The 15,902-nt window shown below is 74.4% G+C and carries 16 protein-coding genes; 7 read left to right on the forward strand and 9 right to left on the reverse strand.

Annotated elements, in window-relative coordinates:
* Positions 1–150 precede the first annotated feature (150 nt).
* The 4 genes from yajC to ruvC form a co-directional block, all read right to left on the reverse strand.
* A complete protein-coding gene (yajC, locus tag XF36_RS11695) occupies positions 151–525 on the reverse strand; it encodes a preprotein translocase subunit YajC (RefSeq protein WP_020623496.1) in 375 nt (124 codons plus the stop codon).
* 353 nt (positions 526–878) lie between these two features.
* The gene (ruvB, locus tag XF36_RS11700) at positions 879–1,898 is read right to left on the reverse strand and encodes a Holliday junction branch migration DNA helicase RuvB (protein ID WP_193394037.1); all 1,020 of its coding nucleotides are present in this window, start codon (positions 1,896–1,898) and stop codon (positions 879–881) included.
* A gap of 50 nt (positions 1,899–1,948) precedes the next feature.
* Positions 1,949–2,554, reverse strand: coding sequence for a Holliday junction branch migration protein RuvA (gene ruvA / locus XF36_RS11705; RefSeq protein WP_060712003.1), 606 nt, complete (start codon positions 2,552–2,554; stop codon positions 1,949–1,951).
* A gap of 101 nt (positions 2,555–2,655) precedes the next feature.
* The gene (ruvC, locus tag XF36_RS11710) at positions 2,656–3,306 is read right to left on the reverse strand and encodes a crossover junction endodeoxyribonuclease RuvC (RefSeq protein ID WP_060712004.1); all 651 of its coding nucleotides are present in this window, start codon (positions 3,304–3,306) and stop codon (positions 2,656–2,658) included.
* A gap of 263 nt (positions 3,307–3,569) precedes the next feature.
* On the opposite strand from ruvC, the gene XF36_RS11715 reads away from it, so the two are divergent.
* The 3 genes from XF36_RS11715 to XF36_RS11725 all read left to right on the forward strand — a co-directional run bounded on the left by XF36_RS11715 (position 3,570) and on the right by XF36_RS11725 (position 5,609).
* Positions 3,570–4,190: an alpha/beta hydrolase gene (locus XF36_RS11715; RefSeq protein WP_060712005.1), complete on the forward strand. Its 621-nt coding sequence runs from the start codon at positions 3,570–3,572 to the stop codon at positions 4,188–4,190.
* Entirely contained in the window at positions 4,190–4,885 is a 696-nt protein-coding gene (locus XF36_RS11720; protein WP_064485415.1) for a hypothetical protein, read from the forward strand. Before XF36_RS11715 ends, XF36_RS11720 begins: the two co-directional genes overlap by 1 nt.
* Positions 4,886–5,180: 295 nt before the next feature.
* Positions 5,181–5,609 (forward strand): hypothetical protein, encoded by a 429-nt coding sequence (locus tag XF36_RS11725; RefSeq protein ID WP_060712006.1) that lies wholly within the window; start codon positions 5,181–5,183, stop codon positions 5,607–5,609.
* A gap of 13 nt (positions 5,610–5,622) precedes the next feature.
* Here the strand turns inward: XF36_RS11725 and polA are convergent, their stop codons facing one another.
* Positions 5,623–8,418, reverse strand: a complete 2,796-nt coding sequence (gene polA, locus XF36_RS11730; RefSeq protein WP_082375353.1) for a DNA polymerase I — start codon at positions 8,416–8,418, stop codon at positions 5,623–5,625.
* A 132-nt stretch (positions 8,419–8,550) separates the two neighbouring features.
* On the reverse strand, positions 8,551–9,300 hold the full coding sequence (locus XF36_RS11735) for a YebC/PmpR family DNA-binding transcriptional regulator (RefSeq protein WP_020621849.1): 750 nt from the start codon (positions 9,298–9,300) through the stop codon (positions 8,551–8,553).
* Positions 9,301–9,588: 288 nt separating this feature from the next.
* On the opposite strand from XF36_RS11735, the gene XF36_RS11740 reads away from it, so the two are divergent.
* Positions 9,589–9,867 (forward strand): DUF1490 family protein, encoded by a 279-nt coding sequence (locus tag XF36_RS11740; RefSeq protein ID WP_226362629.1) that lies wholly within the window; start codon positions 9,589–9,591, stop codon positions 9,865–9,867.
* Positions 9,868–9,907: 40 nt separating this feature from the next.
* Positions 9,908–12,127: a heavy metal translocating P-type ATPase gene (locus tag XF36_RS11745; RefSeq protein WP_145981335.1), complete on the forward strand. Its 2,220-nt coding sequence runs from the start codon at positions 9,908–9,910 to the stop codon at positions 12,125–12,127.
* On the opposite strand, the gene XF36_RS31535 is transcribed toward XF36_RS11745, so the two are convergent.
* Entirely contained in the window at positions 12,058–12,561 is a 504-nt protein-coding gene (locus XF36_RS31535; RefSeq protein WP_145981336.1) for a hypothetical protein, read from the reverse strand. The genes XF36_RS11745 and XF36_RS31535 overlap by 70 nt on opposite strands.
* Positions 12,562–12,794: 233 nt before the next feature.
* Here XF36_RS31535 and XF36_RS33225 point away from each other — a divergent pair, with 233 nt between their 5' ends.
* Together XF36_RS33225 and XF36_RS33230 are read left to right on the forward strand one after the other, a co-directional pair.
* A complete protein-coding gene (locus tag XF36_RS33225) occupies positions 12,795–13,076 on the forward strand; it encodes a DUF2236 domain-containing protein (protein ID WP_060712007.1) in 282 nt (93 codons plus the stop codon).
* Between the two features lie 180 nt (positions 13,077–13,256).
* Complete coding sequence (locus XF36_RS33230; protein WP_060712008.1) at positions 13,257–13,610, forward strand: hypothetical protein; 354 nt, start codon at positions 13,257–13,259, stop codon at positions 13,608–13,610.
* A 51-nt stretch (positions 13,611–13,661) separates the two neighbouring features.
* Here the strand turns inward: XF36_RS33230 and pdxT are convergent, their stop codons facing one another.
* Positions 13,662–14,291: a pyridoxal 5'-phosphate synthase glutaminase subunit PdxT gene (gene pdxT / locus XF36_RS11760; RefSeq protein WP_060712009.1), complete on the reverse strand. Its 630-nt coding sequence runs from the start codon at positions 14,289–14,291 to the stop codon at positions 13,662–13,664.
* A gap of 147 nt (positions 14,292–14,438) precedes the next feature.
* A complete protein-coding gene (locus XF36_RS11765; RefSeq protein WP_060714622.1) occupies positions 14,439–15,845 on the reverse strand; it encodes an NAD-dependent malic enzyme in 1,407 nt (468 codons plus the stop codon).
* Between the last annotated feature and the right edge of the window lie 57 nt (positions 15,846–15,902).

A 15,902-nucleotide genomic window follows, 5' to 3' on the forward strand; every position in this document is an offset into this window, starting at 1 on the left:
GATCGTTCTCCTGATCCGACTCGTGCGGCGGCCGCGGCCGGCCTCACGGTCGGTCGCCGTCCCACCGGGCCGGTGCGGCAGAGCCGCGGCCGGGCCCGGTACGGACGCCGAGGCCGCCGGAACGGGCCGTCCGGCCCGTTCCCGACGTGCTCAGTGGATGGTCGGCTTGTTCTCCGACGCGTCCTTGTCGGCCGGCTCGGCGACGGTCTCCTCCGTCGCCTCGTCGGTCGTGACCTTCTCCCGGATCGCCGCACGCAGCCAGGTGGTGACCACGCCGTCGGCGATCTCGAGGTCGATCGTGTCCTCGTACGAGGCGTCGACGATGGTGCCCCGCAGCCCGGACGTGGTGACGACGACGTCGCCGTCCTCCAGCGCCTGCTGCATCGCCTGCGTCTCCGCCATCTGCCTGCGCTGCTTGCGGCCGTTGAGGAACAACGGCACGAACAGCAGCAGGATGATGAGGAACGGCAGCAGTGAGAAGATGCTCGAGCCGCCACCGGCCTGCTGGGCGAGAATTGATGTCATCGTGCGGGGTCTCCGTCTCGTCTCGTAATCGTGAGTGTGCCAGCCGGGACCGACACCGACGGCCTGCCCCCTCCCGGTGGCGGACCGCTCGTCGCAGTGCGGCGGGCCGAACGGCGTCGTCCGGGAGCTGTCGACTGTCCGACCTGCCCCGGAACGAGTCGAACGCCCGGATCGTTCCGACGTCCCGGTCCGGGTCACCGGTCGGGGCACGCGGTGTCCGGAGGGCCCCGCGCGGTGTGCGGGCACCAGGGTGCCCGTCGTCCCGGCCGGGCGCTGCCCGATCCGTTCGGTCCGTCCGGATCCTCCCATGTGCGACCGGCCGTGCGCTCCGGTGCCCCGGCGGCGTGCCCGGGTCAGAACAGCGGGTCGATCCGGTGCCCGGCCGGCGCGTCCGCGGGCGGGGTCAGCCCGAGGTGGGTCCAGGCCAGCGGGGTCGCGACCCGCCCGCGCGGGGTGCGGGCGATCATCCCGGCCCGCACCAGGTAGGGCTCGCAGACCTCCTCGACGGTCCCGGGCTCCTCCCCCACCGCGACGGCGAGGGTCGACACCCCGACCGGGCCGCCGTGGAAGGAGCGGACCAGCGCGCCGAGCACCGCGCGGTCGAGGCGGTCGAGGCCGAGCTCGTCGACGTCGTACACGGCCAGCGCGTCGCGGGCGACCTCCCGGGTGACCACCCCGTCCGCGCGGACCTCGGCGTAGTCGCGGACCCGGCGAAGCAGCCGGTTCGCCACCCGGGGGGTGCCGCGGCAGCGACCGGCGATCTCGGCCCCGCCGTCGGGGCGCAGGTCGATGCCGAGGATCCCGGCGGCACGGCGGAGCACGAGCTCCAGCTCGGGGACGTCGTAGAACTCCATCTGCCCGGTGAAACCGAACCGGTCGCGCAGCGGACCGGTCAGCGAGCCAGCCCGCGTCGTGGCCCCGACCAGGGTGAACGGCGCGACCTCGAGCGGGATCGAGGTGGCACCCGGGCCCTTGCCGACGACGACGTCGACCCGGAAGTCCTCCATCGCGAGGTAGAGCATCTCCTCGGCGGGCCGGGCGGTGCGGTGGATCTCGTCGATGAACAGCACGTCGCCGGGCACGAGGTTGGACAGCATCGCCGCGAGGTCCCCGGCACGCTCCAGCGCCGGGCCGGAGGTCAGCCGGATCGCGGCCCCCATCTCCTGGGCGATGATCATGGCGAGGCTGGTCTTGCCGAGCCCGGGCGGGCCGGAGAGCAGGATGTGGTCCGGCGGGTCGCCGCGGCGACGGGCGCCCTCCAGCACCAGATGCAGCTGCTCGCGGACCCGGGGCTGGCCGACGAACTCGGCCAGCGAGCGGGGCCGCAGCGACGCCTCGACGTCGGTGTCCCCCGGCTGGACCCCGGCGTCCACGGCGCGCTCGTCGAGCCGGCCGTCGACCCCGGCGTAGGGGTCGGGGTCGGTCACCGCGACCTGCTCAGGCTCGACAGCGCGGTGCGCAGCAGGTCCCGGGCGTCGGTGTCGGGGGCGTGGGCCAGGACCGCGTCGACGGCCTGCTCGGCCGGGCGCTGGGTGAAGCCGAGCCCGAGCAGCGCCTCGACGACCTGGTCGCGCACCCCGAGCATCGGGGCCGGTGCGGCCGCGACGGCGCCCGCGGGCACCGCGGCCGGCGCGGTCACCTTGTCGCGCAGCTCCACGACCAGGCGCTCGGCGCTCTTGCGCCCGACGCCGGGGATGCGGGTGAGCACGGCCAGGTCGCCGTCGGCCAGCGCGCGGCGCAGTGTGTCCGGCTCCAGCACCGCGATCGTCGCGAGCGCGAGCCGCGTCCCGATCCCGGACACCGTCTGCAGCAGCAGGAACAGCTCGCGTTCCTCGGCGTCGGCGAACCCGTAGAGGGTCAGTGAGTCCTCGCGCACCACCAGCGTGGTCGACAGCCGGGCCTCGTCCCCGCGACGCAGCCCGCCCAGCGTGGCGGGGGTGGCGTACACCGCGAGCCCGACCCCACCCACCTCGATGACCGCGTGGTCCAGCCCGATATCCAGCACCGGACCGCGCACCGAGTGGATCACTGACAGGTCCCCTTCCGACGAACGACCGTTCGAGCACCGACGCTACCGGGCCGCACCGACCGGACCGCACGCGACACCACGCCACCACCGGGCGAGAGGGGTCAGCGCGCGCGCCACCCGCCGGCCGAGCGGGCGTCGGCGGCCGCGCGGGCCGCGGCCCACTGCTCGGCGGCACCGGGCCGGGCGCCGCCGCGCTCGCGCTGGGCCTCGGCGAGCCGGGCACGGTGCACCGCGGCCAGCTCCTCGGCGCGGGCCTGGGCCTGCGCCATCCGGTCGATCATCGGTGAGCGCCAGCAGTGGCAGATGGCGAGCGCGAGTGCGTCGGCGGCGTCGGCGGGCTTCGGGGGTGCGTCCAGGCCGAGGAGCCGGGTGACCATCGCGGTGACCTGTGCCTTGCCCGCGCGGCCCTCACCGGTGACGGCGGCCTTCACCTCGCTGGGGGTGTGGAAGGCGACCGGCAGCCCCGCCCGGGCCGCGACGAGCACGACGACGCCGCTGACCTGGGCGGTGCCCATCACGGTGCGGACGTTGTTCTGGCTGAACACCCGCTCGACGGCGATCACGTCGGGCCGGTGCCGGGCCACCCAGCGCTCCACCTCGTCGGCGACGGCGAGCAGCCGCCGTTCCAGCGGCAGGGCCGGCTCACTGCGGGCGACGCCGACGTCGACGAACCCGACGGTCCGGCCCGCACCGGCCTCGACGACGCCGATGCCGCACCGCGTCAGTCCGGGGTCGACCCCGAGCACCCGCACCGGTGTCCCCCTCGCCTCGGACCGCACAGCCGTTCGAGAACCGTACCGGTCGGGACGGTCCCATCCGGGCGGGCACGCCGGACCGGCGGGCCCGGGCCGGCCGGGCGGACCGGGGTGACGCCCGGGATGACAGGGTGCGCAGGTGACGTCGTTCCTCCGGGTCCTCGCGTGGGTGTGGGCCGCGCTGCTGCTGGTCGTGCTGGTGGGGACGTTCCGCCACGAGACCCCGGTGGCTCGCCGAGCGCGGCTGGGCGGTCGCCGCGGTGGACTACCGGCTGCCGCCACCCGAGCCCGTCGGCCGCGACCAGCAGCGCGACGTCGCGTGCGCCGTCGACTGGGTCCGCGCGCACGCGGGCGAGGCGGGTCTGGACCCCGCGCGGCTGGTCCTGGGCGGGCAGTCCGCCGGGGCGACGCTGGCGCTGTCGGTCACCTCCGGACTGCTCGACGGGACACTGGCGTGCTCCGAGGCACCCGCCGCCTACGGCGGCACCGGCCCGGCCGACGCCCCACCGCCGACGCCCGGCCCGCCGCCGGTCGGCGTGGTCGCCTACTACCCGCCCGTCGACCTGACGCTGGTCGACCCCGACGTGGCACGCACCCTGTTCGGCGGCAGCGCCGACCAGGCTCCGGGCCTGCTGCGGCTGCTCTCCCCCGCCGAGCAGGTGCGCCCCGGGCTCCCACCGACCCTGCTGCTCGGCTCCGCGGACCACTACGTCCTGCCCGACCGGGTCGCCGCCTACGACCGGCAGCTCCGCTCCGCGGGGGTCGACGGCAGGCTGGTCACCGTCCCCTACGCCGACCACGTCTTCGACCGCCCCTTCGGCAGTCCCGGTGCGCAGCTGACCCGGGAGGCCGTGATCCGCTTCCTGACCGGGCTGAACTGATGCGGGTCGAGATCACCGCACTGGTGGTCGCGTCCCAGCACGCCTACGAGGGCAGGCCCGCCGACGGGCCGCGTCCCGCCCCGGAGCCGCCGCTGCGCGACGAGGTCCGGGTGCGCGCCGGCCACGGGATCGTCGGCGACCGCTACGCCGGCCGACCGGCGCACGCCCGGGCCGCGGTGACGCTGCTGGCCGCGGAGTCGCTGGACCACCTGCGCACGGTCCTCGGCGACGTCGTCGAGGCCACGGCGACCCCGCGGCCGGCGCGGTGCAACATCGTGCTGCGGGGCGCACCGGTCGACGCGCTCGCCGCACCGGGCCGGGGCGGCACCGGCGCGCTGTTCGCCCTGGACTCCGGCGGCGGCGCGGTCCGCTTCCGCGCGCACCGCGCCGCCGCGCCGTGCCGCTGGATGGACACCGAGATCGGCGACGGCGCGTGCGCCGCGCTGGGTGGCCGGGGCGGGGTGCGCTGCGAGCCCCTCGACGACGGCGTGCTCCGCCTCGGCCCCGCCGAGCTGACGATCCTGGAACCGGCGGCAGCCGCACCGCAGACGGCCCTACCGCCGACAGCCGCACCGCAGACGGCCGCACCGCTGACAGCCGCACCGCGGAGATCCGCGACGCCGGGAGCCGCACCGCCGGACGCCGGGCACGGACCGTCCGGCGGGGGGCCCGCACCGTCAGCCGCCGCGCTGTAACAGCAGGTGGGTCGGTTTGCGACCCTACCGACGTCGGCACCGCAGGAGGTGACGCCGATGTCGTGCCCGGTCCCGCATCCCCGCCGCCCCGACGTGCCGCCGGCCGAACCCGCGCAGGCGGCGTCGTCGTGCACCGGGGTCTGCCCGGGGATCGGGCGACCTGGGCCCGCCGGGCCGTCCTGATCGGGGATCTGCTGGTCGCCCTGGCCGATGCCGAGGTCGGCGGGCTGGAGCTTCCGGCGTCCTTGGCCGGGCGGCGCGCGCTGCGGCATGGTCGCGTTCCGCGGAACGCGCGGTGGCCGCGGCCGGGGACGCCGACGCGGTCGTCGCGGTCCACACCGACGACGCCGACGTCATCGCCGCCGCCGGGCGCGACCTGGCCGCGGTGCTGCGCCATGAGCGCGACACCCGACGCCGCACCGGCCCCCGTGCCACCCCGATCGGCCTCGCGGCCGGTGGCACGACCGACACCACCACCGGCGTCACGGCCGGCACCACAGACACGGCGGGCACGGCCGGCACCGCGGGCACCGACACGGTCGCGCGGCTCTGCGCGATCCTGCACGCCGCGGCCCGCCGTCAGGACGTCGCGGTCGAGCAGCTCGTCGCGGAGCTGGGCCGCGCCGGCCGCATCCTCGCGCCTGGACATCTGCGCCACCGCTCCGCAGCCGCACACGGCACCGGAGCCGGCACCGCGCCCACCCGGGGAGCGGTCGCCGGCTGACCCGGGCGCGAGGTCAGTGCGCCGCTGCGTCCCAGCTGCGGCCGGACCCGACCGACACCTCCAGCGGCACCGACAGGTCCGCCGCGGCCGCCATCTCCCGACGCACGAGTGCCTCCAGGGCCTCGCGCTCACCCTCGGCGACCTCGAGGACCAGCTCGTCGTGGACCTGCAGCAGCATCCGGCTGCGCAGCCGCTCGGCCTGCAACGCCCGGTACACCCCGAGCATCGCGACCTTGATGATGTCCGCGGCGCTGCCCTGGATCGGGGCGTTGAGCGCCATCCGCTCGGCCATCTCCCGACGCTGACGGTTGTCGCTGGTCAGGTCGGGCAGGTACCGCCGCCGCCCCAGGATGGTGGCGGTGTAGCCGTCCTTGCGGGCCTGGTCGACGACTCCCGCGAGATAGTCGCGCACTCCGCCGAACCCGGCGAAGTAGCCGTCCATCAGCCCCTTCGCCTCCTCGGTGGAGATCCGCAGCTGCCCGGACAGGCCGTAGGCCGACAGCCCGTAGGCCAGGCCGTAGTTCATCGCCTTGATCTTGGCGCGCTGCTCGGGCGTCACCTCGGTGGCCGCGACGCCGAAGACCCGGGCGGCGGTCTCGGCGTGGAAGTCGTGCCGTGAGCGGAAGGCCTCGATCAGCGCGGCGTCCTCGGACAGGTGCGCCATGATCCGCATCTCGATCTGGCTGTAGTCCGCGGTAAGCAGCTCGGCGTACGGCGTGCCGTCCGGCGCGGACCCGACCACGAAGGCGTCCCGGATCCGGCGCCCGGCGGCGGTGCGGATCGGCACGTTCTGCAGGTTCGGGTCGGTGGAGGACAGCCGGCCGGTCGCGGCGATCGTCTGCGAGTACGTGGTGTGGATCCGGCCGTCCTCGGCGACGGACTTCATCAGCCCGTCGACGGTCACCTTCAGCCGGGTCGCGTCGCGGTGCTGCAGCAGGAACTGCAGGAACGGGTGCTCGGTCTGCGCGTAGAGGCTCGCCAGCGCGTCCGCGTCGGTGGTGTAGCCGGTCTTGGTGCGCTTGGTCTTGGGCATCTCCAGCTCGTCGAACAGCACGACCTGCAGCTGCTTGGGCGAGCCGAGGTTGATCTCCTTGCCGATCACCTCGTAGGCCTGCCGCGCGGCCTCCCGGACCTGGGTGCCGAAGTCGGACTCCAGGTCGGACAGGGTCTCGCCGTCGACGGCGATCCCGGCGGCCTCGCAGTCGGCCAGTACGAACGCCAGCGGCAGCTCGAGGTCGGCCAGCAGCTCGCTGCCGCCCCGCTCGGCGAGGTCGGCGTCGAGGGCGTCGGCGAGCTCGGCGATCGCCGAGGCCGCGAGCATCTCCTGCTCGGCGGCCCGGGCGTCGGCCTCCTCCTCGCCGCCCAGCAACGACAGCTGACCGTCGGCGGGCTCTTCGGTGCGCAGCTCACGACGCAGGTAACGCAGCGCGAGGTCGGCCAGGTCGAAGGTCCGCTGCCCGGGCTTGGCCAGGTACGCGGCGAGCGCGGTGTCGCTGGTCAGCCCGCCCAGGGTCCAGCCCCGCGCACGCAGCGCGTGCAGCACCGGCTTCACGTCGTGCGCCGCCTTGGGCACGGACGGGTCGGCGAGCCAGTCGCCCAGCGCCGCCTCGTCGTCCGGGGTGAGGCCGGTCAGCGCGAGGTAGCCGGCGGCCGGGACGCCCGCGGTGGCGCCGGCGGCCCGCTGCTCGACGGTCGGCTCGCCCGCGGCGAGCGCGATCCCGTCGAGGTCGCGCCCGGCGATCGGGCCGGTGACCCCGGCGAAGCTCACCGCGACGCGACGGCCGTCGCGGGCGTGGGTGTCCAGCCAGGCCCGCACCGCGCCGGGGGCGACGACCTCGCCGGCGACCTCGAAGACGGACTCGGCCTCGGGCTCGGCGGAGGACAGCGTGGAGAACAGCCGCTCGCGCAGCACCCGGAACTCCAGCTCGTCGAACAGGCGGTGCACCGCGTCCCGGTCCCAGGGGCGCAGCTCGAGCTCCTCGGGGTCGGCGCCGAGGTCGACGTCGCGCACCAGCTCGGTGAGCTGGCGGTTGAGCAGCACGTTCGCCAGGTTGGCCCGCAGGTTGTCCCCGGCCTTGCCCTTCACCTCGTCGACCCGGTCGGTCAGCTCCGCGAGCGAACCGAACTCCCGGACCCACTTGGCCGCGGTCTTCTCCCCCACCCCGGGGATGGACGGCAGGTTGTCCGAGGGGTCGCCGCGCAGCGCCGCGAAGTCCGGGTACTGGGTCGGGGTGAGCCCGTAGCGCTTGTCGACCTCGGCCGGGTCGATCCGACCGAGGTCGGACACGCCGCGCTTGGGGTACAGGACGGTGACGTCGTCGGTGACCAGCTGGAACGCGTCACGGTCCCCGGTGGTGATGAGCACCTGGAAGCCGCGCGCCTCGGCCCGGGTGGCGAGGGTGGCGATGAGGTCGTCGGCCTCGTAGCCGTCGACGGCGAAGACCGGGATGTTCAGCGCGCCCAGGACCTCCTTGATGAGGTCGATCTGGCCGCGGAAGTCGTCCGGCGTCGACGAGCGGTTCGCCTTGTACTCGGCGTAGCGCTCGGAGCGGAAGGTCGTGCGGGACACGTCGAAGGCCACCGCGAGGTGGGTCGGCTCCTCGTCGCGCAGCAGGTTGATCAGCATCGAGGTGAAGCCGTAGACCGCGTTCGTGGTCTGCCCGGTCCCGGTGCGGAAGTTCTCCGCGGGCAGCGCGAAGAACGCCCGGTAGGCCAGGGAGTGGCCGTCGAGCAGCAACAGGCGCGGCTTCGCCGGTGCCTTCTTCTTCGCCGAGGCCGACTTCTGGGTGCCCTGCGTCGCTGTGCTCATCGGCGGCGAGTCTAGAACCGACCCCCGACAGTGAACGCGGCCGCGGGTCGGCTCCCGGACGGGCCGGCCCCGGAGACGACGGTGCGGCCGCCCCACGAGGGGGACGACCGCACCGGGACGGGACCGCGCCGCTCAGCCGACCTCGGCCATGACCTCGTCGGAGACGTCGAAGTTGGCGTAGACGTTCTGGACCTCGTCGGAGTCCTCGAGGGCCTCGATCAGCTTGAAGACCTTCTTCGCGCCCTCTGCGTCCAACTCGACCTGCATCGACGGGACGAAGACCGCCTCGGCGGAGTCGTAGTCGATCCCGCTGCGCTGGAGCGCGGTGCGCACCGCGACGACGTCGGTCGGCTCCGACACGACCTCCCAGCTGTCGCCGAGGTCGTTCACCTCCTCGGCGCCGGCGTCGAGGACGGCCATCAGCACGTCGTCCTCGGACAGGTCGGCCTTCGGCAGCACCACGACGCCCTTGCGGTTGAACAGGTACGCCACCGACCCCGGGTCGGCCATGGTGCCGCCGTTGCGGGTCATCGCGGTCCGGACCTCGGTCGCCGCCCGGTTCCGGTTGTCGGACAGGCACTCGACCAGCACGGCGACCCCGTTCGGGCCGTAGCCCTCGTAGGTGATCGTCTGGTAGTCGGCGCCACCGGCGTCGGCACCCGAACCACGCTTGACCGCACGGTCGATGTTGTCGTTCGGGACCGAGCTCTTCTTCGCCTTCTGGATGGCGTCGTAGAGCGTCGGGTTGCCGTCGGGGTCACCGCCGCCGGTCCGGGCCGCGACCTCGATGTTCTTGATCAGCTTGGCGAACATCTTGCCGCGGCGGGCGTCGATCACGGCCTTCTTGTGCTTGGTCGTCGCCCACTTGGAGTGACCGCTCATCGGCTCGTCTGCCCACCTCTCGTGCTCGCACCACGCACACGACGCGCGGTGAGGGGCAGGTCCGACGCCCCGCAGCGCGAGCTGCGGTCGGGCCGACCTGCGGGAACCCGTCAATGCTACCGACGACGCGGCTCCGCGCCGGGTCGGGCCCGAGCAGACCCCGCCCCACGAGGACACATGCATGATCCGCTATGGTTCGCCACCGCGTCCCGTCGGGAACCCGGCGAGGACTACTCTGACAACCGTTGTCGGCACCTGCACCGGGCGCCGGTCGCGAGAGGAGCGCACGTGTTCGGAGCAGTGGCAGGCAAGGCCGTGGGGCTCGTCGTGAGCGGGCTGGCCGGCGCGGTCGCCTACGACGGCGTCAAGAAGGTCGCGCGCTCCGGCGCCGTCCGCGAGGCCGCCGTCTCGGTGACCACCTGGGGCCTCAAGGGCGCCCGCGCCGCGGAGACCGGCGCCGAGAAGGCCCGCCTGGCGACCGCCGACATCGTCTCCGAGGCCCGCGGCCGCATCGGCGAGGAGGCCCCCGCGCCGGGCAACGGGCACGGGCACGGCCACGAGCACTGATCCCGGTCCTCCGGGCACGACGAGCGAGACGAGCGAGACCGTGAGCACCGACACCGCCGGCCCGGAGGCCACCGTCCTCAGCGACGCCGCGGGCCGCGTCCGCTTCGCCGTCCCCGCGCTGCGCGGGCGGACGGCGCTGGCCGTGGCCGTCGAGGACGAGCTGGACCACGTCGGCGGGGTGCGCCAGGTGCACGCCTACCCGCGCACCGGCAACGTCGTGGTCTGGTACCGCCCCGGCTGCCACCGTGTCGAGCTCGTCGAGGCCATCGGCAAGGGCCTGGGCGCCGAGCCGGAGGCCACCGCGGCGCGCACACCGCGCTCGGCCGACCAGCACAGCGGCGAGCTGGCCCGGCTGGTCGTCGGTGGCGTCGCGCTCGCCGCACTGGGATTCCGCCGCTACGCGCTCCGCCGCCCGCCGCTGCTGGGCCCCGCCAGCCGCACCGTCGCCACCGGCGTCACGATCTTCACCGGCTACCCGTTCCTGCGCGGTGCGCTGCGCGCGCTCGCCGGCGGGAAGGGCGCGGGCACCGACGCGCTGGTGTCCGCGGCGACCGTCGCGAGCCTGGTGCTGCGCGAGAACGTCGTCGCGCTGACCGTGCTGTGGCTGCTCAACATCGGCGAGTACCTCCAGGACCTGACGCTGCGCCGCTCCCGGCGCGCCATCTCCGAGCTGCTCACCGGTGCCACCACCCGCACCTGGACCCGCACGCTCGCCCCCGACGGCAGCACCGTCGAGGTCGAGGTCGACATCGAGGACCTGTCCGTGGGCGACGAGGTCGTGGTGCACGAGCGGATCGTGCTGCCCGTCGACGGCGAGGTCGTCGAGGGCGAGGGCGTCGCCGACCAGGCCGCGATCACCGGCGAGCAGCTGCCGGTCTCCGTCGCCCCCGGCGACACCCTGCACGCCGGGTCGGTGCTGCTGCGCGGACGGATCGTGGTCCGGGCGACGGCCGTCGGCCAGGACACCGCGATCGGCCGGATCATCGACCGGGTCGAGCAGGACCAGGGCGACCGGGCCCCGATCCAGACCGTCGGCGAGAACTTCTCCCGCCGGTTCGTGCCGGCGTCGTTCCTGCTCTCGGCACTGACCCTGATCGCCACCCGCGACGTGCGGCGCGCGATGACGATGCTGCTCATCGCCTGCCCGTGCGCGGTCGGCCTGTCCACCCCGACCGCGATCTCCGCGGCGATCGGCAACGGCGCGCGGCGCGGCATCCTCATCAAGGGCGGCGCGCACCTCGAGGCGGCCGGGCGGGTCGACGCGGTCGTGTTCGACAAGACCGGCACCCTGACCCAGGGCCGCCCGATCGTCACCAACGTCATCTCCTTCCACGACGACTGGTCGCCCGAGCAGGTCCTCGCCCACGCCGCGTCGTCGGAGATCCACTCCCGGCACCCCCTGGCCCAGGCGGTCATCCGCTCCACCGAGGAGCGGCGGATCGAGATCCCGCCGCACGAGGAGTGCGAGGTCCTGCTCGGCCAGGGCATGCGGGTCCAGGCCGACGGCCGGGTGCTGCTCATCGGGTCGCGCGACCTGCTCCGCGCGCAGGGCGTCACGGTGCCGCGCAAGGCCGCGGACTGGGTGCGACGGCTGCAGAAGGCCTCGGAGACCCCGCTGCTGCTGGCCGTCGACGGCACGCTGGTCGGGCTGGTCTCGCTGCGCGACACCGTGCGTGCCGAGGCCCGCGACGTGCTGGAGCGGCTGCGCGCCGACGGCGTCACCCGGATCGTCATGCTCACCGGCGACCACCCGCAGACCGCAAAGGCCGTCGCCGAGGAGCTCGGCATCACCGAGTACCGGTCCGAGGTCATGCCCGAGCAGAAGCAGGACGTCGTGCGGGCGCTGCAGGAGCAGGGCCACACCGTCGCGATGATCGGCGACGGCACGAACGACGCCCCGGCACTCGCGCTGGCCGACATCGGGATCGCGATGGGCGTGGCCGGGACCGACGTCGCGGTGGAGACCGCCGACGTGGCCCTCGCCGCGGACGACCTCGGCGCGCTGCTGGACCTGCGTGACCTGGGACGGCGCTCGATCACCCTGATCCGGCAGAACTACGGCATGTCGATCGCGGTGAACGCGGCGGGGCTGCTGGTCTCCGCGGGCGGCGCGATGTCACCCGTGGTCGCGGCGATCCTGCACAACGCCTCCAGCGTCGCGGTCGTCGCGAACAGCTCCCGACTGATCCGCTACCGGCTCCCGGCCGCCGCACCGGCCACGGTCGTCGACGGCGAGGTCGTGCGGGCGGACGCGCGGTAGAAGGTCCGCGCGGCCGGGTGGAACAGCAGTACGACGGCGGCGAGCAGCTCCGCCACGTGCAGCGCGCGCAGCGCGGCGGCGGCCAGCTCGGGGCCGGTCGCGGTCGCCAGGAACAGCCCGACCGATCCCCCGCCCGCCAGCGCCCGCAGCGGCCCCACCACCAGTGACGCCGTGCCGAGCACCCCCAGGACGCCCACGACGGTCCAGCGGTGCACGTCGTGCCCGGAGAGCAGCTGCACGACCAGCACGCCCAGCACCAGGTAGATCCCGCCGCGCGCGAGGATCTCCACGACCGAGGGCGGCACCGGGCCCGCCAGCCGGACCAGGGTCTCGGCGAACCCGGCCAGGATCGCGCCGAGCCACAGCGCCACGCTCAGCCCCACCGCGGACGGCAGGGCCGGGCGCGACCCGGTGGGCGCGACGGTGCTGGTCATGACCCCATGCTCCCCGCAGCGGGCCGATCGGCCCACACGGCGCTCCCCCGGGTGCACCGGGGGCAACCCCCACCCCGGGTGCCTGGTGACAGAACCTGTTCGGTGATGTCGGCGGGACCGAGACCCCGCCCGGCCACGTCGACGACGAGCTGCTCGACGAGTTCCCGCGCCCCTGGTTCAGCTCGCCCACCCCGGTCCACATCCTCTCGCTCAGCGCGGGAGCGCTCGTCCGGGTGTACGAGTCACCGTCGATCGCGAAGGTCCTGTCCACCACCGGCCGCCTCGTCGACCGCGCCGACAAGCGGCTCACCGAGACCGGGGCCTGGCTGACCCAGGCGATGCTGCCCGGCAACCTGCGCCGCGGGCGGCCCGGCTACGTCGCGACCCTGAACGTCCGCATGCTGCACGCCCACATGCGCCGGCTCGCACTCGACCGCGGGTACGACACAGCACCGCCGACGGCGTCCCCATCGACCAGGTGGACCTCGGGCGGACCTGGATGGACTTCACCCTGACCTCCTTCGTCACGGAGGAACGGTTCGGGTTCGACCTCACCGGACGCGAGCTCGACGGCCTCTGCCTACTGGTGGTACATCGGACACCTGCTCGGGATCGATGCCCGGCTCGTCGAGGGGATCACCGGCCACGACGCGGCCCGCCGGATCGACGACGTCCTGCAGACCGTCACCGGGCCCGTGTCCGACGACTCCGCGCGTCTCGCCGCCTCGACCCTCGACTCGATCTCGGTGCTGCTCCGGGGCCTGCTCGGAGTCCCGCCGCGGCTGTCCCGGCCCGCCCTCGACGCGATCACCCGCCGCATCCACGGCCCGGCGATGAGCCAGGACCTGCAGATCCGGCACGCTCCGGTCGCCGACGCCCTGCTGACCCCCGCCGTCGCCGGGTTCCGCCGTGCCCGGACCGTGCGCCGACGCTCCCCCGAGCGGTGGCACGCGGGCATCGACTCCGCCGTGGCCGCGGAACGCCGGCGGACCGCCGAACCCGACGAGCCCACCGCCTACCAGCGCGGCGCCACCGGCTCGACCGACTGACCCGCCGCGGCGCCACCCGGTGGTGGCCGCGCCGAATCACCCCGCGGCGAATCACCCGGTGGCGGCCCGCACCATGTCGACGAACAGTGCGTGCACCCGCCGGTCCCCGGTCAGCTCCGGGTGGAACGAGGTGGCGAGCACCGGACCCTGCCGCACCGCGACCGCGCGCCCCGAGGCCTCGCCGGCGTCGGCACCGGTGCTGGTGACGGCGGGGACGGTGGCGAGCACCTCGACCTCGCCGCCGGTCTTCTCCACCCACGGGGCCCGGATGAACACCGCGTGCACCGGATCACCGGTGAGCCCGGTGAACTCCAGGTCGGTCTCGAAGGAGTCGACCTGCCGGCCGAACGCGTTGCGCCGCACGACGACGTCGAGCCCGCCGAGCTGGTGCTGGTCGGGCCGCCCGTCCAGGATCTCCTCGGCCAGCAGGATCATGCCGGCGCACGAGCCGTAGGCGGGCAGTCCCTCGCGCAGCCGGGCACGCAGCGGCGCCAGCAGCTCGAAGGTGTCGAGCAGCTTCGACATGGTCGTCGACTCGCCACCGGGCAGGACGATGCCGTCCACCGCGGCCAGCTCGGACGCACGGCGGACCGGCACGGCCTCGGCACCCGTCCCGGTCAGCGCCGCCACGTGCTCGCGGACGTTGCCCTGCAGGGCCAGCACACCGATCCTCACCGCCATGCCGACCAGCGTAGACCCGCCCGACCTGCGGCAACCGCCCGTCCGGGGTGAGCCGCGGCACCGCACGGCGACCTCCCCGTCGAACGCGGCCCGGCGTCCGCGCCGGTGCCCGCGCCGTCCGGGGTGGGCGCCCGCCGGTGGGCCGGGTCAGCCCGCCTCGACCTCGCCGCGCTTGGCCTGCTTCGTAGCGGCGTTGCGGAGCGCCTCGGCGACGGCCGGGGCCACGCTCTGGTCGAACACGCTCGGCACGATGAACGACGGGTTCGGCTCGGCGACGACGTCGGCGATCGCCGCGGAGGCGGCGAGCATCATCTCGTCGGTGATGTCGTGGGCCTGCGCGTCGAGCAGGCCGCGGAACACGCCGGGGAAGGCGAGCACGTTGTTGATCTGGTTCGGGTAGTCCGACCGCCCGGTCGCGACGACGGCGGCGTGGCGCATCGCCAGCGTCGGGTCGACCTCGGGGTCCGGGTTGGCCAGCGCGAACACGATCGCGTCGTCGTTCATCGACCGCAGCTCGGTCTCGCCGAACAGGTTCGGCGCGCTGACCCCGATGAAGACGTCGGCCCCGACGAGCGCGTCGGCCAGCGTGCCCTGCTTGCCGTCCTTGTTGGTCTGCGCGGCGATCGAGGCGAGGTTGTCGTCCATCCCCTCGCGTCCGGTGTGGACGATGCCGTCCACGTCGACGGCGACGACGTCGGCGGTCTCCTCCGACCCGAGCAGCCGGATGATCGCCGAGCCGGCCGCACCGACCCCGCAGACGACCACGCTGACGTCGGAGAACTTCTTGCCGACCACGCGCAGCGCGTTGCGCAGCGCGCCGAGGACGACGACGGCGGTGCCGTGCTGGTCGTCGTGGAAGACCGGGATGTCCAGCAGCTCGCGCAGCCGGCGCTCGATCTCGAAGCAGCGCGGGGCCGCGATGTCCTCCAGGTTGATGCCGCCGTAGCCCGGCGCGATCAGCTGGACGGTGCGGATGATCTCCTCGGTGTCCTGGGTGTCGAGGCAGACCGGCCACGCGTCGACGTTGGCGAACTGCTTGAACAGCGCCGCCTTGCCCTCCATGACCGGCATCGCCGCGGCGGCGCCGATGTTGCCCAGGCCGAGCACCGCGGACCCGTCGGTGACGACGGCGACGGTGTTGCGCTTGATCGTCAGACGGCGGGCGTCGGACGGGTTCTCCGCGATCGCCATCGACACCCGCGCGACGCCCGGGGTGTAGGCGCGCGACAGGTCGTCACGGGTACGGAGGTTCACCTTGGAGCGGACCTCGATCTTGCCGCCGAGGTGGAGCAGGAAGGTCCGGTCCGAGACCTTGCGGACCGAGAAGCCCTCGAGCTGCTCGATGGCGGCCTTGATCTCCTCGACGTGCTCGGTGTTGCGGGCGTTGACCGAGATGTCGACGACGAGACTCTCGGTGCGCGCCTCGACGACGTCGAAGGCGGTGACGACGCCGCCGACCTGGCCGACGGCGGCGGTGAGGTCACCGGCCGAGGTCGGGTGGGCGGGGGCGTCGACGCGTGCGGTGATGGCGTAACCGGGACCGGGAATGGACACGGCCCCGAACAGTACCGCCAGGCGTGTGGTTACCGGGGCGTCAACGATGTGACGACG

Origin of the sequence: Pseudonocardia sp. HH130629-09 (assembly GCF_001294645.1) — a bacterium.
Classification (GTDB): Bacteria; Actinomycetota; Actinomycetes; order Mycobacteriales; family Pseudonocardiaceae; genus Pseudonocardia.